Source organism: Bacteroidota bacterium, assembly GCA_016706255.1.
In the GTDB taxonomy this organism is placed as follows: domain Bacteria; phylum Bacteroidota; class Bacteroidia; order Chitinophagales; family BACL12; genus UBA7236.
Genome location: JADJJZ010000003.1, coordinates 1163610 through 1187346 on the forward strand (window position 1 = coordinate 1163610; position 23737 = coordinate 1187346).

The 23737-nt window shown below is 36.4% G+C and carries 21 protein-coding genes and 1 pseudogene; 8 read left to right on the forward strand and 14 right to left on the reverse strand.

Going from position 1 to position 23737, the window contains the following annotated elements:
* Nucleotides 1–350 precede the first annotated feature (350 nt).
* From IPI65_06905 to IPI65_06925, 5 genes and pseudogenes are all read left to right on the forward strand, one after another.
* Nucleotides 351–2206: pseudogene (locus IPI65_06905) on the forward strand (leucine--tRNA ligase).
* Between the two features lie 8 nt (nucleotides 2207–2214).
* The gene (locus IPI65_06910; protein MBK7441252.1) at nucleotides 2215–3123 is read left to right on the forward strand and encodes a class I tRNA ligase family protein; all 909 of its coding nucleotides are present in this window, start codon (nucleotides 2215–2217) and stop codon (nucleotides 3121–3123) included.
* Nucleotides 3124–3204: 81 nt separating this feature from the next.
* Nucleotides 3205–4077, forward strand: coding sequence for a hydroxymethylglutaryl-CoA lyase (locus tag IPI65_06915; GenBank protein MBK7441253.1), 873 nt, complete (start codon nucleotides 3205–3207; stop codon nucleotides 4075–4077).
* Nucleotides 4078–4480: 403 nt separating this feature from the next.
* Nucleotides 4481–4849 (forward strand): VOC family protein, encoded by a 369-nt coding sequence (locus tag IPI65_06920; GenBank protein MBK7441254.1) that lies wholly within the window; start codon nucleotides 4481–4483, stop codon nucleotides 4847–4849.
* Between the two features lie 44 nt (nucleotides 4850–4893).
* Nucleotides 4894–5391 carry a GNAT family N-acetyltransferase gene (locus IPI65_06925; GenBank protein ID MBK7441255.1) on the forward strand — a complete coding sequence of 166 codons (498 nt, stop codon included), beginning with the start codon at nucleotides 4894–4896 and terminating at the stop codon, nucleotides 5389–5391.
* Between the two features lie 1938 nt (nucleotides 5392–7329).
* Here the strand turns inward: IPI65_06925 and IPI65_06930 are convergent.
* The gene (locus IPI65_06930) at nucleotides 7330–8001 is read right to left on the reverse strand and encodes a hypothetical protein (protein MBK7441256.1); all 672 of its coding nucleotides are present in this window, start codon (nucleotides 7999–8001) and stop codon (nucleotides 7330–7332) included.
* A 332-nt stretch (nucleotides 8002–8333) separates the two neighbouring features.
* Here IPI65_06930 and IPI65_06935 point away from each other — a divergent pair, with 332 nt between their 5' ends.
* Together IPI65_06935 and IPI65_06940 are read left to right on the forward strand one after the other, a co-directional pair.
* Nucleotides 8334–8705: a glyoxalase gene (locus IPI65_06935; GenBank protein ID MBK7441257.1), complete on the forward strand. Its 372-nt coding sequence runs from the start codon at nucleotides 8334–8336 to the stop codon at nucleotides 8703–8705.
* A gap of 3 nt (nucleotides 8706–8708) precedes the next feature.
* A complete protein-coding gene (locus tag IPI65_06940; GenBank protein MBK7441258.1) occupies nucleotides 8709–9140 on the forward strand; it encodes an acyl-CoA thioesterase in 432 nt (143 codons plus the stop codon).
* Between the two features lie 693 nt (nucleotides 9141–9833).
* Here the strand turns inward: IPI65_06940 and IPI65_06945 are convergent.
* From IPI65_06945 to IPI65_06955, 3 genes are all read right to left on the reverse strand, one after another.
* Nucleotides 9834–10181 carry a hypothetical protein gene (locus IPI65_06945; GenBank protein ID MBK7441259.1) on the reverse strand — a complete coding sequence of 116 codons (348 nt, stop codon included), beginning with the start codon at nucleotides 10179–10181 and terminating at the stop codon, nucleotides 9834–9836.
* A 198-nt stretch (nucleotides 10182–10379) separates the two neighbouring features.
* Nucleotides 10380–10856, reverse strand: a complete 477-nt coding sequence (locus tag IPI65_06950) for a hypothetical protein (protein ID MBK7441260.1) — start codon at nucleotides 10854–10856, stop codon at nucleotides 10380–10382.
* 53 nt (nucleotides 10857–10909) lie between these two features.
* The gene (locus IPI65_06955; GenBank protein MBK7441261.1) at nucleotides 10910–11293 is read right to left on the reverse strand and encodes a hypothetical protein; all 384 of its coding nucleotides are present in this window, start codon (nucleotides 11291–11293) and stop codon (nucleotides 10910–10912) included.
* Nucleotides 11294–11910: 617 nt separating this feature from the next.
* Here IPI65_06955 and IPI65_06960 point away from each other — a divergent pair.
* Complete coding sequence (locus IPI65_06960) at nucleotides 11911–12318, forward strand: hypothetical protein (protein MBK7441262.1); 408 nt, start codon at nucleotides 11911–11913, stop codon at nucleotides 12316–12318.
* Between the two features lies 1 nt (nucleotide 12319).
* Here IPI65_06960 and IPI65_06965 read toward each other — a convergent pair whose 3' ends face one another.
* From IPI65_06965 to IPI65_07010, 10 genes are all read right to left on the reverse strand, one after another.
* Nucleotides 12320–13534: a bifunctional 3,4-dihydroxy-2-butanone-4-phosphate synthase/GTP cyclohydrolase II gene (locus IPI65_06965; protein ID MBK7441263.1), complete on the reverse strand. Its 1215-nt coding sequence runs from the start codon at nucleotides 13532–13534 to the stop codon at nucleotides 12320–12322.
* Nucleotides 13535–13702: 168 nt separating this feature from the next.
* Entirely contained in the window at nucleotides 13703–14191 is a 489-nt protein-coding gene (locus IPI65_06970) for a hypothetical protein (GenBank protein ID MBK7441264.1), read from the reverse strand.
* Nucleotides 14192–15103: 912 nt separating this feature from the next.
* Nucleotides 15104–15523: a DUF3830 family protein gene (locus tag IPI65_06975; GenBank protein ID MBK7441265.1), complete on the reverse strand. Its 420-nt coding sequence runs from the start codon at nucleotides 15521–15523 to the stop codon at nucleotides 15104–15106.
* Between the two features lie 188 nt (nucleotides 15524–15711).
* The gene (locus tag IPI65_06980; protein MBK7441266.1) at nucleotides 15712–16131 is read right to left on the reverse strand and encodes a DUF2339 domain-containing protein; all 420 of its coding nucleotides are present in this window, start codon (nucleotides 16129–16131) and stop codon (nucleotides 15712–15714) included.
* Nucleotides 16125–18086 carry a DUF2339 domain-containing protein gene (locus IPI65_06985; protein ID MBK7441267.1) on the reverse strand — a complete coding sequence of 654 codons (1962 nt, stop codon included), beginning with the start codon at nucleotides 18084–18086 and terminating at the stop codon, nucleotides 16125–16127. Before IPI65_06985 ends, IPI65_06980 begins: the two co-directional genes overlap by 7 nt.
* Before the next feature lie 718 nt (nucleotides 18087–18804).
* Complete coding sequence (locus IPI65_06990; protein ID MBK7441268.1) at nucleotides 18805–19206, reverse strand: hypothetical protein; 402 nt, start codon at nucleotides 19204–19206, stop codon at nucleotides 18805–18807.
* Between the two features lie 84 nt (nucleotides 19207–19290).
* Nucleotides 19291–21321: a T9SS type A sorting domain-containing protein gene (locus tag IPI65_06995; GenBank protein MBK7441269.1), complete on the reverse strand. Its 2031-nt coding sequence runs from the start codon at nucleotides 21319–21321 to the stop codon at nucleotides 19291–19293.
* A 215-nt stretch (nucleotides 21322–21536) separates the two neighbouring features.
* Nucleotides 21537–22178, reverse strand: coding sequence for a hypothetical protein (locus IPI65_07000; protein MBK7441270.1), 642 nt, complete (start codon nucleotides 22176–22178; stop codon nucleotides 21537–21539).
* 94 nt (nucleotides 22179–22272) lie between these two features.
* The gene (locus IPI65_07005) at nucleotides 22273–23298 is read right to left on the reverse strand and encodes a hypothetical protein (GenBank protein ID MBK7441271.1); all 1026 of its coding nucleotides are present in this window, start codon (nucleotides 23296–23298) and stop codon (nucleotides 22273–22275) included.
* A gap of 11 nt (nucleotides 23299–23309) precedes the next feature.
* A complete protein-coding gene (locus IPI65_07010; protein ID MBK7441272.1) occupies nucleotides 23310–23669 on the reverse strand; it encodes a cupin domain-containing protein in 360 nt (119 codons plus the stop codon).
* Between the last annotated feature and the right edge of the window lie 68 nt (nucleotides 23670–23737).

The following is a 23737-nucleotide window of genomic DNA, read 5'->3' on the forward strand; positions in this document are numbered from 1 at the left end:
TTACTCCTAAGCTGTTTAATTAGACATCAGCACATCAGCCCATGCATTAATCGGCTGTTCAATGGTAACTGGCAAGATTAGTACCTCATTTTGTTTTACTCCAAATCGGCGGTTCCATTGGGTACATTGTCCAACTCCGAATGACATTCATACTCCAAATCGGCTGTTTAATTGGTACTTCATTCAGCTCCGAATAACATTTTTACTCCAAACCGGCTGTTCCATTGGTACATCGGTACATTGGTACATTGGTACATTCATCCAACTCCGAATAACATTTTTACTCAAAATCGGCTGTTAATCAGCACATCAACACATTAGCACATCAGCACATTAATTACCTTTGCATTATGGATTATTCAATAAACCTCATTCAGGAACTCGAACAGAAGTGGAATCAGAAATGGAAAAACACCGGTTTGTATAAGGTCACTGAAGACCCTACCAGGCCGAAATATTATGTGTTAGACATGTTTCCGTACCCGAGTGGTAGCGGTTTGCACGTTGGTCACCCTCTGGGTTATGTTGCCAGCGATATTATTGCGCGTTTTAAACGATTACAGGGATTTAATGTGCTCCACCCAATGGGATTCGATGCCTTTGGGTTGCCTGCGGAACAATATGCAATAGAAACAGGTCAGCACCCTGCAGTTACCACCGAAAAAATATTGATTATTTCCGTGAGCAATTATTGCGCATGGGATTTTGTTACGACTGGTCACGCGAAGTGAAAACCAGCGACCCGAAATTTTATAAATGGACACAATGGATTTTTACGCAATTATTTAAATGCTGGTATAATCCATTTACCAATAAATCGGAATACCTCGATTCATTAATTACCATTTTAAATGCAGAAGGAACAAGCAGATTATTTGCATTGGATAAATGCATAGATTTAATTGATGCCGAAACTTGGAAAAATTATGATAAAGCTGCTCAGGAAAAATTATTAATGCAATTCCGTTTGGCTTATCTCGATTATGCAGATATCTGGTGGTGCGAAATATTGGGCACCGTACTTGCCAACGATGAAGTTAAAGATGGTGTTAGCGAAAGGGGAGGACATCCGGTTGAAAAAATAAAAATGCGTCAGTGGTTTTTGCGCATTACCGAATTTGCCGACCGTTTGCTGGAAGGCCTTAACCGTGTGGATTTCAGCGAAAGTATGAAAGAAATGCAACGCAACTGGATTGGCAAAAGTGAAGGTGCATTAGTGCAATTTAATGTTGCCGGTTCCGATAAAATTGTTGAAATATTTACTACGCGTCCCGACACCATTTTTGGTGCAACATTTATGGTGTTGGCACCGGAACATGATTTGGTAAATGCAATTACCACAGCAGAACAACGTATCGCAATTGAAGAATATATTAAATATGTAAAAAGCAGAAGTGAACGCGATAGAATTAGTGAAGTTAAAAAAGTAACAGGCGAATTTACCGGTGCTTATGCAGTGAATCCGTTTAATGGAAAAAATATTCCGATTTATATCGCAGAATATGTTTTAGCAGGATATGGAACCGGTGCAATTATGGCAGTGCCAAGTAACGATGATCGCGATTTTGCGTTTGCAGAAAAATTTGGCATCGAAATAATTCCGGTGGTTGATCAATCTGCTTATCCGAATGTTTCGCGTGAAGATAAAATTGGCGTGATGATAAATTCCGAATTTTTAAACGGAATGGAAGTAAAAGATGCGATTAATAAAATATTGAGCGAAATAGAAAATCAGCATAAAGGAAAACGCAGAGTAAATTATCGTTTGCGCGATGCCGGATTTTCTCGCCAGCGTTATTGGGGCGAACCATTTCCAATTTATTATGAAAATGGTATTGCACAGTTACTCGATGAAAAAGAATTGCCATTATTGTTGCCACAGGTGGAAAGTTATAAACCTGCAGGCGCTGCAAAATCACCATTGTCAGGTATTACCGAATGGGTAAATTTCGCTCCGGGCAAAACCCGTGAAACCGACACCATGCCGGGTTATGCAGGCTCCAGTTGGTATTTTTATCGGTATATGGATGTAGATAATAACGGTGAATTTGCCTCAAAAGCAAAAATCGAATATTGGCAGGATGTCGATTTTTATATCGGCGGAACGGAACATGCTGTTGGCCATTTATTGTATTCCCGTATGTGGAATAAATTTTTATACGATTTAAATTTTGTGCCTAAGATGAACCGTATAAACGACTGGTAAATCAGGGAATGATTCAGGGTGTTTCGAAAATTGTTTATCGGGTGAGCGGAACAAATTTATTTGTTACCAAATCGCAAAAACAAAATTACGAAGTAACTGAATTACGTGTTGATACCAAACTTGTGAAAGATGATATGCTCGATATCGAAAAATTTAAAACATGGAGAGCCGATTTTAGAGATGCAGAATTTATATTGGAAGATGGAAAATATTTTTGTGGCAGCGAAGCCGAAAAAATGTCGAAATCAAAACACAATACTGTAAATCCCGATGACGTAATCAACGAATACGGTGCAGATTGTTTCCGCATGTATGAAATGTTTTTAGGTCCGCTCGATGCCGGCAAACCTTGGGATACCAAGGGTATTACCGGAGTGCAGGGATTTTTGCGCAAGCTGTGGCGATTATTTATCGATGAAAACGGAAATGTTCGAGTTAATAATGAAACACCTACTGCTGCTGAATTAAAAATATTGCACAAAACAATTAAAAAAGCCGGAGAAGATATCGAAAAACTCAGCTTTAATACAGCGGTGAGTACGTTTATGATTTGTGTAAATGAATTGCAGGCTGCGAAATGTTATAAACGTGAAGTGCTCGAAAAATTATTAATTGTAATTGCACCATTTGCACCATTTATTACAGAAGAATTATGGGAAAAATGTGGACATACAACATCCATTCACCAAACCAACTGGCCACAATTTGATGGCACTTATCTTACTGAAAGTAATTTCAGTTATCCGGTTTCAATAAACGGGAAAGTGCGCGCAAACATTGAATTGCCGCTGGATATGGAAGAAGCAGAAATAAAAAATACCGTGCTTGCTTTGGATGCTGTTGTTAAATGGACCGAAGGAAAAGAACCTAAAAAAGTAATTATTGTGAAAGGGCGAATTGTAAATGTGGTATTGTAATTTTTATTGAACGCTTTTAATAAAAATGTTGTTCCTATCGAAAATCCGTTAAACAAAAAAATTAAACAGTAAATTTGTATCATGTCACCCACAACTGCTAAATCCATACGACTGGTTGAATGTCCGCGCGATGCCATGCAGGGTTTGCATGATTTTATTCCAACGGATAAAAAAGTGGCTTATATCAATCAACTCCTTAAAGTTGGTTTCGATACCATCGATTTCGGCAGTTTTGTTTCACCAAAAGCAATCCCGCAAATGGCTGATACAGCCGAGGTTCTAGCCCAACTCGATTTAAAAAATGCCAAATCGAAATTACTCGCCATTATTGGTAATGTGCGTGGTGCTGAAGATGCTGTTAAACATGAGGCAATAACCTATTTAGGTTTTCCATTTTCTATTTCTGAAACATTTCAGCAACGTAATATAAATTCCAGTATCACCGAAAGTGTGGAACGTGTGCAGGAAATAAAAAAGTTGTGCGACGATAACGGAAAAAAACTTATGATTTATATTTCCATGGGTTTTGGTAATCCGTATGGCGATCCGTGGAGTGCAGAAATTGCAGCGCAATGGGTCGAAAAACTCGTTGCCATGAATATTAAATATGTTTCACTTGCCGATACCATTGGTGTTGCAAATCCTGAAAGTATAAATTATTTATTTACCCATTTAATTCCCAAATTTCCGGAAGTAGATTTTGGTGCACATCTCCATACCACACCCGATGCCTGGCTCGAAAAAATTGATGCCGCATATAACAGTGGCTGCACCCGCTTCGACGGCGCTATCAAGGGTTTCGGCGGTTGCCCAATGGCGGCAGACGACCTCACAGGTAATATGGCAACTGAAAATATTATCCAATATTTCGACCACGAAAATGTATCCATGGGCATCAATAAATTCGAATTCCGCGAAAGTGTGCGCAAGGCATTAATTACCTTTCCGGTATAAAATTTATTACTTATTGTAAAATATACAATAAGTAGTTTTATAAAATAAAATCGACAATTTTCAATCATAAATTTCGTTCTTGAAAAATACCCAAATCAACAAATCTTCAATCTTCAATTTGTAAATATTTTTTTGAAGCATGAACTTCGCGTTAGCCAGCACAATCCCAACCGGCTATCCATTCCGGCCGGGGTATTAATCGTAAGCTGCAGCATAAGAATAACCCAAATCAACAAATCTTCAATTTCTAAATCAAACAATCCCTTTCCCCCGGGCCTCCATTTCTATCCGGGCTAGGATTTGCTGCATCGTTACTATCACAAAATTATTCGTATAAATTAACTTAACGCTTAAATGTAAATCTTGAAAATAAATTTAATTTTACCTTAAAATAAATAACATTATGAGTAACGCAATTAACTGGTTCGAAATTCCTGTTTCAGATTTCAACCGAGCAAAAAAATTTTATGAAACAATTTTAGCAGCAGAAATGCCTGTTATGGAAGCAATGGGTATGCAATCCGCCTTTTTCCCTGTCGATTTACAATCGGGTGCAATTGGTGGATGTATCATCAAAGGCGCAGGTTATGAACCTTCTGCAAAAGGTGCCTTGGTATATTTAAATGGGGGCAGTGATTTAAATGTAATTTTAGACAGAGTTACTGCAGCCGGCGGCGTAATTACTTTACCTAAAACAGCAATTGGCAAAAATGGATTTATGGCACATTTTACCGACAGTGAAGGAAATAAAATCGGATTACATTCTGCATAAAATAATACGAAAATTTAATTCAACAGCAGCGTTAATTATTAATCATGTTCGACATTTCACAACCAATTATAACACAACGATTAACCCTGCAATTAATTCAGCCGGAGGATAATTTATTTGTCCTTGAAATATTAAATTCCCCCGGCTGGATTCAATTTATCGGCGACCGCAAAGTCCGCAATTCCGATGATGCCGCTGCCTATATCAACAAAATCATGAGCACACCCGATTTATATTATTGGGTAGCAACAATCACCGACACACAACAACCTATCGGCATCATCTCCTACATCAAACGCAATTACCTCGACGACTATGATTTAGGTTTTGCCTTATTGCCACAATTCCAGTCCCAAGGTTACGCCTTCGAAGCCGCCAACACCATTTTACAAGCCGCAAAAACCAACGATCCCTCCGCCAAAATATTAGCCACCCTTTTACCCACCAACACCAGCTCCATAAACCTCCTAACCCGTCTCGGCTTCCAATTCGAAAAACCCATGGATGTGGATGGAGAGTTGTTGCATATATATGTGATATAATTCAAATTATTTAATAAGGTTTTGCGTTTAATTTTAGGATTAATGTTTAGGTTTATAAAACAAAATCCAATGGCTCCGCCTATGAAAAGTAACCTGGTTTTATTTACCCTTTTGAGTGCAATAACAGTATTAATTGTATCTGGCAAATCCAATGTTCCAACAACCTTTTGTTGATAGCACGTGCAAGAATTAATAATGAGCTAGGTAGAGAAACCTACCAATCGTAATTAAAAATTTAATTCTAACCATAAACCAACCGCGTAGCGGTGACATAATGGTAGCAAACCGCCCCCCCCCAAGAATCAGCAAAACCGCGTAGCGGTGAAACAAAAATGCGGTTGTTAGAAAAATGTATCAATTAAAAATAAAAATTAAATTCTAGGGATTAACCAACCGCGTAGCTTTACCTTCCTGATAAGGAAGGGTGGCATATTGGTAACAAACCGCTCCTCCCAAGAATCATTAAAACTGCGTAGCTGTGAAACAAAATTGTGCTTGTTAGAAAAATCTATCAATCAAAGTTAAAATTAAATTCTCTCTCAAGTTAAAAAATGTATCAAAAAAATAAAAAAATTCACGACACGCACCTTTACCTTCCTGTTAAGGCGGGGCTAATGGTACAAGCATGCCCCTAGAATCAGCAGAACTGCTGCTGGAACAAATGTGCTTGTTAGAAAAATGTATCAATTAAAAATAAAAATTATATTCCTACTCGACACCAACCCCTGTTAAGGCAGGTGACATAATGGTAACAAGCATCACCTAGAATCAGCAAAACTGCGTAGCTGTGAAACAAAATGCGCTTGTTAGAAAAATGTATCTATTAAAAATAAAAATTATATTCCTACTCGACACCAACCGCATGCTTCCTGGAGGGACATAATGGTAACAAGCATCACCCCCTAGAATCAGCAAAACTGCGTAGCTGTGAAACAAAAATGCGCTTGTTAGAAAAATGTATCTATTAAAAATAAAAATTATATTCCTACTCGACACCAACCGCGTAGCGGTGACATAATGGTAACAAGCATCACCCCCTAGAATCAGCAAAACTGCGTAGCTGTGAAACAAAAATGTCCTTTTTAGAAAAATGTATCAATCAAAAATAAAAATTATATTCCTACTCGAAACCAACCGCATCGCTTTACCTTCCTGTTAAGGCAGGGGTGACATAATGGTAACAAACCGCCCCTCCCAAGAATCAGCAAAACTGCGTAGCTGTGAAACAAAAATGTATTTGTTAGAAAAACGTATCAATCAAATGTTAAAATTAAATTCACGCTCGCAACCAACCGCATAGCGGTGAAATAATGGTAACAAAATGTCCTTCAAAGAATCAGCAAAACTGCGTAGCTGTGAAACAAAAATGTTTTTTTAGAAAAATGTATCAATCAAAAATAAAAATTAAACTCTCGCTCAAAACCAACCGCATCGTTTTACCTTTCTCTTAAGGCAGGGGTGACATAATGGTAACAAAACGCCCCCACAAGAATCAACCAATTTTATTTGATTGACATTTCTTTCTATTGTTTCACCAATAAAAAATATGTAACCCCTGCCTTCTGCGGCAGGTAAACCTAAAGGGGTAAGGTTGGATAATAACGTACATTATTTTTAAAAATATGTAACCCCTAAAGGGGTAGGATTGTTCTATAACTTGTATGTTAAAAATATGGTACCCCTAAAGGGGTAAAATTTGAGTTATAATGTTTATTTTTCGAAGGATATCATCCCTTCGGCTGTGAAATTCATTTCATGTTTTCATTTTAGATTCGAATGTCATTTGTTACTACCTCCAACATTTGAAATTTTGTTCCCGACAAAAATTTCAAATGAACCACGTTGTCGTGGAGTTTCCAACTCCAGACGCCACCCGGTTTCCAACCGAAATGTGGCATAAAATTTCAACCCAATATTAAACGTTAAATAAAATGCATATCACCAAAAATATGGTAATTGACCTCCTTCGACATACTCGTAGGTCAAAACCCAAGCACCATCATCATAAAAATCATGTTGTGGTTTTATTTTTTTTTGTCTATTGTAATAAAGGGTATATGCATAAGCGCCGGATTTTTTAGGAAGCAAGTCAAACCTTACCATGCTGGTTGAAGAGAGGTATTCAATTGTTGATAAATTGCATTCGAGTTTTATTTTACTTAGCAATGAATCACATGTAGTATATTTATTATGATGATAGGGATTGTCGCAATACTCAGAAAAAATCCATTTCTCGCTGGTAAAATTTAATTTTGGTTCGTCAATTTTAAATATGGAGTCGGAGTATTTATCTAATATGTAGGATACAGCTTTTTCAAAATTTACTTTATTTTGTTTAAATTCTAATATGCAATTTTTTTCATCACTTTTTAATTCTACGAATGTATGAATTTCTCGGACGATAAAAAATAAAATAATTAATAGGATAAATCCCCAAAATAATTTAGGAAGCATATTTAAACAATTAAGGCAACCAAAAATACCGAAAACTCCACAATTCCATGCACATTCACATTTTGTTTTCAAATTTAGCTGCATACTTGTTGTCACGGATTCACCCCATTGCGTTGTCGTGGAGTTTCCAACTCCAGACGCCACCCCGGTTCCCAACCGGATTAATTAAATATTTTATCGATTACTTTTATTAATTCGTTAATATGAAATTTCGGAGCATTGTGTCACCCCTAACGGGGTTCAATGGGTTTTCGTTTTTCATGGTACTAAAATAATGGAACCCCTAAAGGGGTAATTGCATTTATCTTCAATTTTGCTGTTATTGATTTGGAGTTTCAATCTGTTCCATGATCCTACATTTGAAATTATGTCCCCGACAAAAATTTCAAATGAATTGCGTTGTCGTGGAGTTTCCAACTCCAGACGCCACCCCGGTTTCCAACCGAAATGAGAAAAAAGAAATATCTTTAATCAATAAACTAAAACTAATGTCACAACAACCCATTTCTATTCGTCCTTTTATTGGCAGCATCGACTTTGACCTGTCGCGGAACTTTTATCGTGATTTTGGGATGCAGGAGGTTGTGTTGTCAGATAATATGTCGTTGTTTACCATGGGTGCGGTTGGGTTTTATTTACAAAAGGCTTATGTAAAAGACTGGGTGGATAATACCATGGTATTTTTAGAAGTGACCGATGTGCAAGAATTTTGGGAAACGGTAAACGAACTGGGTATGCAGGAAAAATATCCTACGGTAAAAATACTTCCCATTCGCAGTTTAGATTGGGGCAGCGAGTTTTTTGTGCATGATCCTGCCGGTGTGTTATGGCATATTGGAGCGTTTAATAAAACGGTTTAAATGATGTTTGAAACACAATTTCCATCACAATTACAATTGCGTATCGACTGGAGTGAGTTAGATTATTTCGGGCATGTAAATAATGTGAGTTTTTTTAAATACATACAAGCTGCAAGAGTAAATTATTGGGACCAAATCGGCATCACAGAGCAACATCTTGATACCAATATCGGCCCGATGCTGGCATCCTGCAACTGCGATTTTAAATTGCCTTTATTTTACCCCGGCAACTGCAGCATCATCACCGGTTTAGCCTTCATAAAAACCACCAGCTTCGGCTTTCACCACAAAATTCTCAACGCCAAGGGCCAACTCGCCGCCGAAGCAAAAGACGTAATGGTGATGTATAATTTTAATAAAAATGAAAAAGTGGAAATTACTGAAACGTTAAGAAACAAATTTTATGTTTTTGAAAATTTCGAAACAAAAAAATAATTTTATTCAAAACAACAACATATGAAAAAAACCTTCATCATCATTCTCCTGATACTAAACCTAATGGTTTTCGCCGGCCAAGTTTACCCCGCAGGCGCACCACCTTTCGCTACTACAGTTAATATCATCACCGTTGCACTAAATATTATTTTTTTATTACTCATTGTGTTTAAGAAAAAAAATAAATAACCAACTACAACCGCACCCTAAACCAAAATTTGTTCATTATTAATTAGATTCCGCTCGAAAACAACAACAGAGCTTTAAATTCCTATAAAGGAAGTGATGAAATAAAAATGTGGTTGTTAGAAAAAGGTATCAATTAAAAATAAAAACAAAATTCTTGCTCTAAACCCACCGCGTAGCTTTACCTTCCTGCTAAGGAAGGGGTGAAACGTTTATAGCAAACCCGACCCTTTAAGAATCAGTAGAACCGCGTAGCTTGACCTTCCTGATAAGGAAGGGGTGAAACAAAAATTACCTTTTTAGAAAAGTGTATCAATCAAAAATAAAAATTAAATACTCGCACGAAACCAACCGCATCGCTTTACCTTCCTGGTAAGGTAGGGGTGAAATATTGGTAGCAGACCGCATCCTTCTTAGAATCAGCAAAACTGCGTAGCTGTGAAACAAAAATGCCATTGTTAGAAAATGTATCAATCACCAATCCATATCAAATCAATAAACAAAACCCTAAACCGCAACAACCTTTTTCAATTTCGTATCCCACCATTCGTCAAAACGAATCACTTCATAACTGCGTGGGTTCCAAAAATATTTATCCTTACCATCTCTCAACAATTGCAGCGATTCTGCTTGTTTTTGGTTGACAAGTTTGAAATCAAAATTATCCTTAATTAACCTATTCATAATTAGCAAAAACAACTTTGGACGACTAACATTCTCTTTTGTAATCTTACTTAACTGTTTCCTAAAGGTGTCCAGACGATAAGGTAATGCATCATAATTTTCTAACTCAACCAAACTCATAATTTCTAAAATACGATAACCCAATGCCCAACCTGTTTTATCTGTTTTCAAAAAACTTTGCCTTTTTAATGTTGTTAACACTTTTTTATAATCTTTAAACGCAAATTCTACAGTTGCTGAGAAAAAAAGCCATTTAGAATAAGGGAAAGTGCCAGGCTTTACAGCTTTAATATTTTTAACGTAAGTTACAATTTCATTTGCATTTTCATATTTTTTATTAAAAAATAACTTAAAAAATTAATTCATACATCAAAATTTGATTGGGGCTATCTTTATAAAAAAATCTAAGCCCTTTTCTGAATAACTAATAGCCTTACTGTATTTTCTCGTATGCAAGTAATGGTCTGCAATCATCATGTGAGCACCACCATTATTGTCACTAGTATTTAAAATTGGGTTTGTTTGAATAAAATTAAGAAATTCCAAAGCATATTTTTTCCACTCTGGTAAATCTTGAGATTCCCGATTGAAATTAATTTTACTCCTCAGAAAAAAATATTGTAAACGGGATAAATCACTCCGCTCAGAAAGTTCACCTAATTTATCAATGGCAATTTTCGCGGATTCTATTCTTGAATTTGTTGAATTTGCCTTAAATAATGTTGGAAATGACGACTGCTTAAAAAAGTCGGTACCCCAAAATAAATCATCAGCTTTACTTAGACCTGAAATCCCTTGAGAGCGCTTTTTTGTAGGCACCTGGTCCTTGCCTGATAGTGTGACCATTTAAAATAATATCATTTATGACAACCAGGTCATTTACTAACTCAAATTTGTTGCTAACCTTTTGCTTTCAAAATTGTCTCAGTAGCTTGTTCTCGCAAATTCCTATCCTCCAAAATATCCATTTCTAATAACATAAAATGTATTTTATGCCTTGTCTTAAAGTATTTGGTATTAAAAATTTTATCCTTCCCCTCAACAATAAGGATTTTCATGATATCCTCCTGTAACCGTGATTTGAGCATACTAAAAGCAGCATTATTCGGTTTTCCCATCAATTTTGCTGCCTCAATGTCACTAATATTCTTATTTACAAGTGCAATTTCAAATAATTTTATTTTTAAATTGTGCTCAATTTTTGCACTTATGGAGTAGTACTTCCGGATTAATTTCACCTCAGAGGCACTTAAACTGTTAACTAGTTGTGTTATTTTTTTCATAGTTTTGACATTGTTAATCCAATAGTTCAATCTATTTTTGCGTAAGTAATCCTACCCACACACGCAATTAGCTGTATTTATTTACATTTTTTAGTGTTGTTTATTCCTTCCAATATTGTTGTTTGCCCTTAAGCAATTTCAGCACGTATTCATTTTTTTAACCAACAATAAACTCAACACTATGGCAATCATTATTTCAATCCTGATGTCCCTCGGAATCATTTCTAACTCTGGTAACACTACATCTCATTCACACCACACTGGTATTTATGATACCAAACATACTACTGACTATTCCGCTTCAAGCCGCGGAAATATTGAGTGGGACGAAAATCATTGATTGAATTTTCACCATACCTCTCAAAGGTAAAACCTCTTGTAAAAACTACATAGGGGAAAGGTAAATTTATTTCTGTTAAATTTTTAACGGGTTTATACACGTATGTCCTTGAAAATCAGGGAGATATGGAATTGCTATGTACGAAAAGTTCTGTTAAATGAATAGCTTTTTTTCCTTGCCTCGTGTTGTAGATTGCCTGACCTTAGCATCGGATTAACAAACAGCTAATTTTTAAACGGGTAGTTTTTTTAACGAACTAAAAACCAACAACGGGTATATGTTACACACACTACAACGAAACGAATCCCTCAAAGGCGATATGCTTGCACCGATCAAGTCATCGCTGACGCGCATTTACTGCGACACCGACGGGTGGAAGTTGTACAACAAGTACAACTGGGGAAACAAATGTTACGACATGATCCTGCAAAAAGCAGTCAATAATGGCTTTGAGCGGGTGATTGTAAGCGTAAACCTGGATAATGGCATCACACGCCGCCATTACGACGAAATTAATAAACTCTCTAAGCGATTGAACAACGGCGCTAACGGACCGGTAAAGAAAATTTTGATAGTGGATAGTCCCGCTACAATGGATTCTATACCTTCAGATATAGAGCTGGTAACGGTTCAAGAGCTTCTCGAAGTAAAGTTTAGGGCCACGGAACCTAAGCTTGTTGCTTGATTTAACCCTTAAGGATTTCGTGGCCCATTTTATCTCGCTTCGTGATAAGATAAGCTTCATTGTGTGCATTGGGCAATATCTCGATAGGGGTATTGCCCATAATTTCTAAACCATAACCCTTTAAGCCTACGCGCTTTTTAGGGTTATTGCTTATTAAGTTAAGTTTGCGCACACCTAAATCGCGGAGTATCTGAGCACCAACACCATAATCGCGCTGGTCCATCGGAAAACCGAGTTCCAGATTGGCTTCTACGGTATCTCTGCCGTTTTCCTGCAACTGGTAAGCCTTTAATTTATTGAGCAACCCAATTCCTCTACCTTCCTGCTGCATATATAATAATACACCGGTTCCTTTTGTTTCTATCATTTTCATGGCAGCATGTAACTGGTCACCACAATCGCAACGCAAAGATCCGAGAATATCGCCGGTGGCACATGAAGAATGCACTCTTACTAAAACTTCATCGTTTTCGCTCCAGGTTCCTTTTACTAATGCCATATGCACTTCACCGGTGGTGGTTTGTGTGTAGGCATGTAATTTAAAATTGCCGTATTTGGTTGGTAAATCCACCTCAACCTCTTTTTGAATGAGGGTTTCAGTTTCTAAACGATATTCAATTAAATCTTTAATCGAAATTATTTTGAGGTCGAACTTTTCTGCTACTTTAAGTAAGTCCGGCAATCTTGCCATGGTGCCATCTTCATTCATTATTTCCACCAAAACGCCTGCAGGCTCAAAACCTGCCATACGCGCCAAGTCAATTGTTGCTTCGGTATGTCCGGTGCGGCGTAAAACACCACCTTTTTTTGCTCTCAACGGAAAAATGTGACCCGGACGGGCAAAATCTTTGCCCTCAATTTTCGGATCAATCAATGCCTGAATACATAAAGCGCGGTCTGCCACCGAAATTCCTGTGGTACAGCCATGTCCGATAAGGTCAATAGAAACTGTAAATTGTGTACTGTGTAATGCGGTGTTATCATCCACCATTAAGGTCAGGCCTAATTCATCACAACGGTCTTCCACTAGCGGAGCACAAATTAATCCGCGGCCATGAGTAGCCATAAAGTTGATGATTTCGGGGGTTACATTACGCGCAGCAGTAATAAAATCACCTTCATTTTCGCGGTTTTCATCGTCTACTACTATAATGAGTTTGCCGTTGCGAATGTCTTCAATCGCTTCGGGTATGCTGTTTAATTTTATTTCGTCCATTATATATATCCTTTGACTATGCCTCAATAAACTACTTTTTTGACAATCAGGTTCACTGATTTGACACAGTTATTAAATTTTGTGCAAAGGTAGGCTAATTTGTATAAAACAGGGTTGACAGGCGTTAAATTAATGGAGGATGGCCCTTCACCAATGAACGGTCATGATTCAATTGTTTGCCACAATAATGCGTGTGAATTTGTTGTTTAATGTTCTGCTTTCAACATGCATTTTAGTTAATAAAATATCTGCATGTTGACGGATTTCCTGCCATAATTCATTTTGTTCCAAAGCAGGAAAATTCCATAATTCCGTGGGTATGGATTTTATTTTTTGTTTGAAGGCGAGTAATTCAGATTTTAGGGTGATTTCAATTTTACCTGAAGTGATACATTGATTTAAAAGTGCGTCTTCAAATGCATAATCAAATTCGGTTTCCAGTTCAAATAGGATATTAAATCCGGGACCGGATAATGTTTTTAAATATTCCGGTGTGGCAGCAAATAAAATTAGTGAATTGCATACACAGGAAAAATAAAATTCATCCTGTTCGTTTTTTGTGAGTTGTTTTTGAGGTTTGTTTCGACTTGGAAATAAAAGATAAAATACCAATCCTAATAAACCAATTAGTGCAATTATAAAATATGTGAGATACATAAATCAGAATAAAGTTAATGGTTTTTGATTTGTGGTAGGATTTTAATGATGTTGTGTAGGGTTTGTAAAAATGAAGTAGGTGGTTTTTAGTGGGAATTTTATTTTCAGTTTAAATTGAACGCTTGTTTTTAGAAGCACATTTTTGTTTCACCCCTGCCTCGTCCGGCAGGTAAACCTAAAGGGGGTCCCTTGATTCTAGAAGGGTTTTTTTGTTACAAGCGTATCACCCCTGCCTTAACAGGAAGGTAAAGCGATGCGGTTGGTTAATCGCTGGGATTTAATCTTTTCTTTACATTTATACATTTTTCTAACAAGGACATTTTTGTTTCACAGCTACGCAGTTTTGCTGATTCTTGTGGGGGCGGCTTGTTACCATTATTTCACCGCGATGCGGTTGGTTAATCGCTGGGATTTAATTTTTATTTTTGATTGATACATTTTTCTAAAAAGGACATTTTTGTTTCACAGCTACGCAGTTTTGCTGATTCTTGTGGGGGCGACTTGTTACCATTATTTCACCCCTGCCTTATTAGGAAGGTAAAGCTACGCGGTTGGTTTCGTGCGAGTATATAATTTTTATTTTTGATTGATACATTTTTCTAAAAAAAACATTTTTGTTTCACAGCTACGCAGTTTTGCTGATTCTTTGAAGGACATTTTGTTACCAATATTTCACCGCTATGCGGTTGGTTGCGAGCGGGAATTTAATTTTTAATTTTGATTGATGCATTTTTCAAATAAGGACATTTTTGTTTCACAGCTACGCGGTTCCGCTGATTTATGAAGATAAATTAATAGTGGAATTTTAAATTAATATTGATTGATAAATTTTATGAATAGAGCGCGCATATTTTAATCCGGAGGTTTAATTGGGGTAGGTAAATTGGTTTTGTGTATATTGAAAATGTTAATTTATCCGTCCAATTCCTCAAACCTAATTTCCTGTTTCCCGTGTTGCCAGATTTGGTCGCCGAGTTCTTTGAGTTTGATGAGATCGGCGGGGAAAACTTTGGCGAATATATTACAGCAGTCCAGGCCCTTGCCTTCGCCGTAGTAGATGCCGAGGCAGTTGGCGGTTTTGGTGCGGGCCGGTTTTTCGGGGCCGATGACTACTTCGCCAACTTCGGTAAATACAGATGCGTTTTCCTGAATAATATCTAAAGCAGGTGCATCATCAATCCATATTTCGAGGCCGGAAATGCGGGCATGGTAAAAGGTGCGTGAAAAGGGGAGGGTATTGTTAAACGCAGCCACCGTAATAGGCGCATCTTCAGTGTAATATGCAAACCGAATAACCTGTTTTTGCTGGGTTATAATTTTGAAACCGGACATGTAAATATTATTAAATTGAGTAAATAAAATTACGGTTTAATATTTAAACCGGAACACTTTTGCTTACAAAAACGCATAAAAAAAGCAAAGGTCACGGAAGGACTCCGATTCCTTTGCTATCCCCATGAAAACACAAACTTAAATTTATTTTATATTTTCGAAAAAAACAAATTTATTTTCAGATTTAACTAAAATTTTTTAACGACATCTTCATTCCGGTCCGGATTTATTCGACTGCGGTATTTATTGTAAAGGAATGAAACCAGGAGCAATAATACCCCTAATACCACAAAAACAATTGTTTTACCAATAGTGTCGAGATGCCTGAGATCGTAGAACACTAATTTGATGAGAGTGATGGCCAATAATACAATTGCACTGATACGCAAGTATTGTTTGTGTTTCCAGATGCCTAACATAATGAGCATTAATGCATACAAACCCCACAAAATACTTAATGCAACTTTGTCGGTATGCGCCTGACCGGTTAATTGTAACCAGCCAATGAGTTCAATGGTGCTTACGCTTAAAATGCTAAAATGTAAAAGGCTTTCGAATATTATTTTAACAAAGTCGGTACGTGATTTTAAAAAGGATGCGTTTAACAACCAATAAAAGCTGAAGCTGATATTGCGAAAAAGAGATCTGTAATATATCGAATGATAATATATATCGGACCTTTGGTGTATTCATTATTATGATGCGGATCTACATAGTAATTGATTAAATTATGTAAGTTGGGTAAAGCCACCAAAATAAATAATATGGTAGTTAAACCAAAGCCAGCCAGATTAAAATGATAAAAGGATACCTGCCGTATAAATTTTTTATTTAGTAAAAAACTTACTGCAAAATACAGAAAGGTATAATTGATAAGTGCTAATCTGCTAAACAGATTCAAATCGGTATTATAATAATAATCAGAATAAACGTTTTTTTCATGCTTGCCAAATCCTGCTGTGGAGGCAATTAATCTTTCAAATATTTCATCAATTTCAGCATAACATAAAAAGTAAGTAGTGGTAATAAGTATAGCAGGAATAAAATATTGTACGATTGCACTTATTTCTTTATTATTAAAGATAATAGCCTCGTTTGCTGTTCGTGTTTTATACCGGTATAACCAGATATAAATTCCTATAAAAATTAGGCCGGATAAAAAATGGAGATTAAAAAAAGGATAAGCATAAATTCCCTCATTGGTGAAGTTTGTACTGCCAATATTTGCTGAAAACTGCCGCAGTATGGCCAATACAGACAAAAACATGATAAAATATGCGCGTTGTTCGTAATAAATAATACCTTTTTTTCTACCAACAAAAAACACTAGTGCTGCCAATAATGCCCACAATACTACTACGATATAATTATCAAATTGTAATGGAATGGCCAGTGTTAAAAAGGTTAATGCAATGCCGGTAATGAAATAAAACAATTGTTTGTTTTCCGGTAATCTTTTATAAATAAAATAACTTACCCCCGCATGAATACCCATATTTATTAGGGCAAAAAGTGCATGTTCGCTGCTTTGCAGCTTAGGTTCCAACAATAAAACACCAAAGAGATAAAATAGTAGCCCATTCAGCAAAATAAAGCTGTTGTTTTCAACGGTCTGTTTTTGCGGGCTGATATGTCGGAACGCAATTAAGATGGTGTAAAACAAACCAAATGTGATCGTAATGAAACAAAATGGAATATTAATGTTATTATCTATATAATTATTATCGCTAAACCATGCGCCATAAATAAGCCAGGTTACAAAAAACGCAGAAATATATAAGGGTTTCCAATATTTTTTAAAGGATAATGTTAAAATACCAATATTGATAATAACAATATACATAAACAAAAACTGATAACTGCCTTGGTGTTCATGCAATAAAAACGGAACTGCGTAGGCGCCAACCAGGGCAATATGTGCTATAATTTGTTTATTATATTGAATCGCAGCATAAACCGCACCTATGGTAAACAACACCATTAATCCGAATGCAAGTGGCATTGGAATTAATTGATAAAAATTATGTGCTGCATAAGTAAGCAAATACATAATAGTAATAGCACCACTTACTAAAACAGCACTGTAATTGAGATATCGGTTTTTTAAACGGTAACCCGTAACCAACATCACCAAACTTAAAATATAACCCAGCGTAATGCGCATTGCGGGACTCATCAACTGATGTTCAATTGAATATTTTGTCCCAATGCCAACACCAATTATGGTAATGGCAATACCAATTTTATTAATAATATTTTCACCAATCAGTTTTTCCAAACCGCTAGGCTGATTATCATCATAACGATTTTGAATGACTTCCGGCTCAGGGTCCGTAAAAATTGATTTAATTTCAGGAATGGGATTTATTTTAATTTCTTCCGCCTTTGGTGGTGGTGGAGGCGGCGGTGGAACAACATTTAATTGTTGCTGATTAACTAATTTTTCTAACTGATGAATTTCATTGGTTAATCGAACAATTTCATTACTAAACTTATTTTGCCTGTTTTGCAGGAATTCGAGTTTCTCGTATAAGTTTTTTATTTGGTCCTGAATTGTGTCCATGTGGTTGCTTGCTGTTATAAAAGTAATAAAAAATTTGGGAGTTAATGTGCTAATTTGTTAATGTGTTAGCGGAACAGCCGATTTTGAGTGAGAATTTCATTTGTAGCTACGGTTGGGCTGTGCAATATTAGCCCGTTCTCAGAATTAATTTTGGAATAATTCTATTAATTTAAATAGGATAATTATTTTCAGCTTTAGGTTATTTTTAATTGACGTTAAGGGAACCACGGAGACCACAGAGCGGCAGCCCACGGAGGGCACAGAGGATTTTGAGTTAAATTTTATTTATAGTATTTAATTACAATTTTATTTTAAAAATTTTATTTAACGTATAATTTCTCATTGACCTCCACGTGAATTTTCTCTTGCGTTTTGCGGTTAAAAAAAATTGTATTTTATGAACCAATAATATTTTATTGCGATAAATTCAATTATACGAAAACCCCCTTTTGCTTATTTATTAATCATTCAATTATTTGGGCAATTAATGATAAATAAAGCAGATAAGTAAAGGGTAATTTAAAGACTCGGATGGGGACCTAGCCCGGATCGAAGCGAAAACAACTTAATGTGCTGATGTGCTAATGTGTTGATGTGCTAATTAAACAGCCGGTTTTGAGTAAAGTATGCATTATCTGGTTGTTGCAGCGGAGAGCCGGAAGGGGAGTTTATTGGGAGGGGGATGTTGCTGCTCCAAATAATGAAAAATTAAATTTTATTACCAGCTTCCACCCGGAGCGAAGAGTAGCTCGATGGGATTGTCGAGGTCGTAGAGGTATTGGTAGCCGGAGGCATCGCGCAGACAAAAGGGTTGTAATAATTCGAGCATTTGTTTATAAGCCGGAATACTGAGTTGACAGGTGAAATGGATATTGTTGTCTGTTACAATACCTTCATCGGTTTCGGTTATGGTGAAAATTAAATTACAATTAATGAGTTCGATAAAGGTAAGTTTACCACAATTCAGCGACTCGTTTTTTTCGATTATTGTTGTTTGAATGGCATCGCGAAATAATATGGCTTCTTCGAAATTAAAATCGAATAAACGCACTATTTCATCAGAAATAACTCCCTGAAATTGTCCGCCGTTTGAAATATCACTTAAATAATCGAGTTTCATGGTTGTTGGTATTTTGCACAATTGATAGATTATGCAAGATACACACAAAATATGTTGCAGGATGTTTTATATTTAAAAACGGTATTAAAGTTTAATCAGTTTTTGTGTAAAACGCTGATTATCCATTTGTAAAGTAACCATGTAAACGCCCGCCGGCAGTGTGTTTACGTTTAATTGCACTTGATTTAACCCATCATTTGCGACATGATTAATTGTCTGCCAGATTTTATTATTATGATCGCGGATTGTGATGTTTGTATTTGCATTTTGGATGGCGAAAAATTGTAATTGAACATTATTTACTGTTGGATTTGGTGCGATTGATACATTATTATTTTTCGCATCAAAGTTTACCGTTTTAATTTCGGAATATTTTTCGGAGCCATCCAAATTTATTTGTTTTAAGCGATAATAATTTGTTCCTAAAGCAGGCTGATTATCGGTGATGGTATAATTTAAAAGCCCGATAGAATTTCCGGCCGCGTTAACGGATTGTAAATCATAAAATTTATTGCCATCAGTTGATTTTTGAACGGTGAAAACATGGGTATTTTCTTCATTTGAAGTGCTCCAATTGACACAAACATTTAAATTATCTGAACAGGTTTCTGCATTAAATGTAATTACCTGAAGTGGTAATAAAACGGCAATTCCGTATTTCGCTAAAAATGCGTCATCGCTTCCTGCAAGTGATGTTTTGCTGATTGCGGTTCCTGAGGGATCGAAATCCATTGCACCACCATCGAACATACCGGTAACATATAAATCGCCAACATTATCGACAGTAATTCCATAACCCACCTGATCGTTATTAACGCCAACGGCAAATGCATAAGTTAATGCTTTAGCGCTGGTATAGGCACCAACAAATATATCATCGCTGCCACCTGAAGTTACAGTATATGTTGAAGCAGAAGGGTCGAAATCGGTGCTGCCATTTATTTTTCCGGTTACATAAACATTGCCGCTTGCATCGGTATTAATTCCTTCTCCACTATCGTCGCCTGAAGAACCTATTTTAAAAATCCAAGATAAAGCGCCGGCGGCAGCAGTATATTTTCCGACAAAGGCATCGTCGTTAGCAGTGGCAATAATATTATTTGTTAATGCAGAAGGATCGAAATCGACCGTGCCTGCAAAATAACCGGTTACATATACTGCACTTGCTGATGAACTATAAATTACACTGTTTCCTTCATCAGGGTTTACGCTGCCAAAACGCACTGCCCACTGGTAAGCACCTGCACTGCTGTATTTTGCTAAAAAAATATCTTTATCGCCAACAGCAGTTAAATTATTTATTGTTGCAGAAGGATTAAAATCGGCTGTATTTTGAAAGCTACCTGTAATAAATGCATTACCTGAACCATCGGTTGTTACGCCAAAACCACCATCTTCGTTTGCGGCACCAATTTTAAAAGCCCATTGATAAAATGAGGTGCTGGTTGGTGTGAGTGTGGCACTATATTTTGCTAGAAAAATATCAGTATTTCCTGTTGAAGAAACATAATTAATATTTGTGGAAGGGTCGAAATCAACATTTAAATTGCTCATTTTGCCTGTCACATAAATATAACCTGTGGCATCATAAGTTATGAAGTTTCCCTGGTCGGTTGCTGAGCCTCCAATTTTAAATGCCCAGGTATAAGTTCCTGAGGAAGTATATTTTGCAACAAACACATCATAGAGTCCTGCAGCAGTCAAATTATTGGTAACACCGGAAGGATTAAAATCGGCAGTGCCTTGAAAACGTCCGGTAACATAAACATTTCCGCCCCCGTCAACCGTAATTCCTTCACCGGCATCGTAATTAACCGAGCCAATTTTAAAAGCCCATGAATAGGCGCCTGCGCTGGTATATTTTGCTACAAAAATGTCTTTATTACCCACTGCTGTGAGATTAGCTGTTCCGGCAGAAGGGTCGAAGTCGACAGTGCCTTCAAACTGACCAATAATTATCGCATTTCCGTTTCCATCGATTACGACATGATGTGATTCATCGTCGCGTGAACCGCCAATTTGGTTGACCCAGGCTGCAGCCGGTGGCGTTTGAGCGTGTAATGTAGTGCATGCGTAGCCATAACAAATCATGGCTACCAATAGGTATTTGTTCATTCGTGTGTGCTTGGTAATATGAAATTAACAATAAGTTAATTATGCACAAATTTTTGCAAATGTTTTTTTAACTGTTTGATTTTCAGGACGTTAAAACCATGTCACAAAAATGACTTTTTTTATAATTTTTGCCGTTTATGTGGTATTGGAAGGTTTTAGGCAAGTATAAACAGCGTAGAATTATGAATGACTTGAAGCAATTTAGGTGACGATAATTACAGCGAAGGCAGCGCCAAATAATTACATTTAAAATACACTTTCATGTTGTTGCGCATGGTATTTTTTTTGTTGTTAGCGCCGTCTAATTGAACATATTCATTGCTATTAAATTCAACAACGCCATATAACAATGGTTTGGCATTTTGATCGGGAATTTCGGATAATATTAATTTAATTGCCGTGCAGGGAACTTGTAAACGTGAAACCAGACTGTCGCTTGTTGTATAGGCGAGTGATTTTGGGGTTGAAGATGTAATAAGATTATAAACTTTAACATCATTATTTTTTATTACAATTGAAAATCCAATGGTACTAAATGCGCCATAAATAAACAGGCTGTCGTTTTTCCAATAATAAAATGATTTAAAATTTGCTTTGGTATCACCTTTTGCGGATGCAACTTCTTCGCCGTTTTGATAAGTATCTAAAAAGATGCTGTTTTCGTAACTTAAATAAGGGAGGTTTTCGGTATTGGATTTGTTGTCCGTAATATTTTTTTCGACCGGATTTTTAATGTTTGGGTCAATTTCAGGATTGTCTACTAATTTTTCGCTTGTAATTTTATTACATGCGGTTAGAATGGCAAATAAATTGACAATTGTAATAAGTAAAATACGGTTTTTCCCTGACCTCCTCATGTGTATGCTGTGTTGAGGGAATAAAAATACATAGATTTGATGTGGTTCGCAAATGTCAAACTTATAAGGTGTCTATAGCCTGATAACTAAAGGGTTACATTCTGCGGCGATTGAGCCTAAAAAGTTTTTCAAGAAAGTACATGACCATAGGTGCCAATACCACCGCAGACCAAATGGCCAAGTTCACAGGAAGATATTGATGGATGTGATTTATTGTGAACCAGCTGCCTAGAAGTAACAACAAAAGTAGTGCTAAAAGTGGCGATAATTGATGCAATGCAAAACGATTGATATGGGCCTCTTTTGATTCTCTGAGGGCAAGTTTATATTTACCTGTACTAATAGAACCCTTTTCAGGTAGAAACCGGAAAATCATTATCAAATTTTCTACAATATAAATTGCCGATACACCAAGTAAAAAATTATTTAGAAAAACTAAAACTTTATCGTTGAAATCTGGAAGTTGTTCAATTTCACCAATATTAAGGACATGATAAATATTAGTAATAGCTAAAATCATGAGCGTAATACTTATCCATATACTAAAAATAAACCGAACACCATCAGTTAATTGAATTTTTGTAAATGCATGCAGTAAAATAAATAAGGAAATTAAACTAATTAAAACCGTGGAGAAAGTGTGGGTGAAGGAATTAAAATTTAAAATACCATTTTCATAACAATAATAAACAAAAGCGCTATGTAATAATAATACGATACCTTCGTTTAATTGCAGTTTTATTTCGTCAAAATACATAATGCACATGATGACCATAAACATAATTACCATGGCATAAGGCATAAAGTAAAGGTGTTCTGTAAAACTATAGTTTGTTTCGTGCCTCCCGGGCAAAAGGGCAAAATAGCTCAGAAAAAAGGAGCCGATTAAAATGTACCAAACCTTTTTTGGTTTTGCTGTAACGCGCAAACTTTCATATACCAACCCTGCAATAATTGCAAAAAAACGCAAGGTAAAAATGGGTGTTTTTGCTGATGCCACGCGATATCCAATATATACTGTTATTAATATGAAAGCCATCACGAGCGATAAACCCAATAAAACCGAAATAATTTTATCACGCTTTGTTCGTTTTAGTGAGGGCTTTTTTTTCTTTTTCAAGCGGGGTAGTTTTAAATATTTTCCAGCGTATCTTTCGTAAACGCATTTCTTGTATCGCCCGTATTCAGTGTGTTGGCGGGTTCAAACAATAATACTCGCACTTCGTGCTCAGCAACCGGACGGTGTTCAACACCTTTTGGAACGATTAAAAATTCGCCAACATTCAGTGTAACAGTTTTATCTCTGAACTCCATATTAAAGGAGCCTTGCACCACTAAAAATAATTCATCTTCAGCATCGTGTTTATGCCAAACAAATGGACCGGCGAATTTAACCAGTTTAACATGTTGTCCGTTGAGTTCGCCCACTATACGCGGATTCCAGTGGTCGCTAAATAAATTGAATTTTTCCTGAAGGTTTATCGGGTGCATAAAAATATTTGCATAAAAATACGTATTCTTTCAAAAAAAATGACCTTCATCGCTGAAGGTCATTTAAC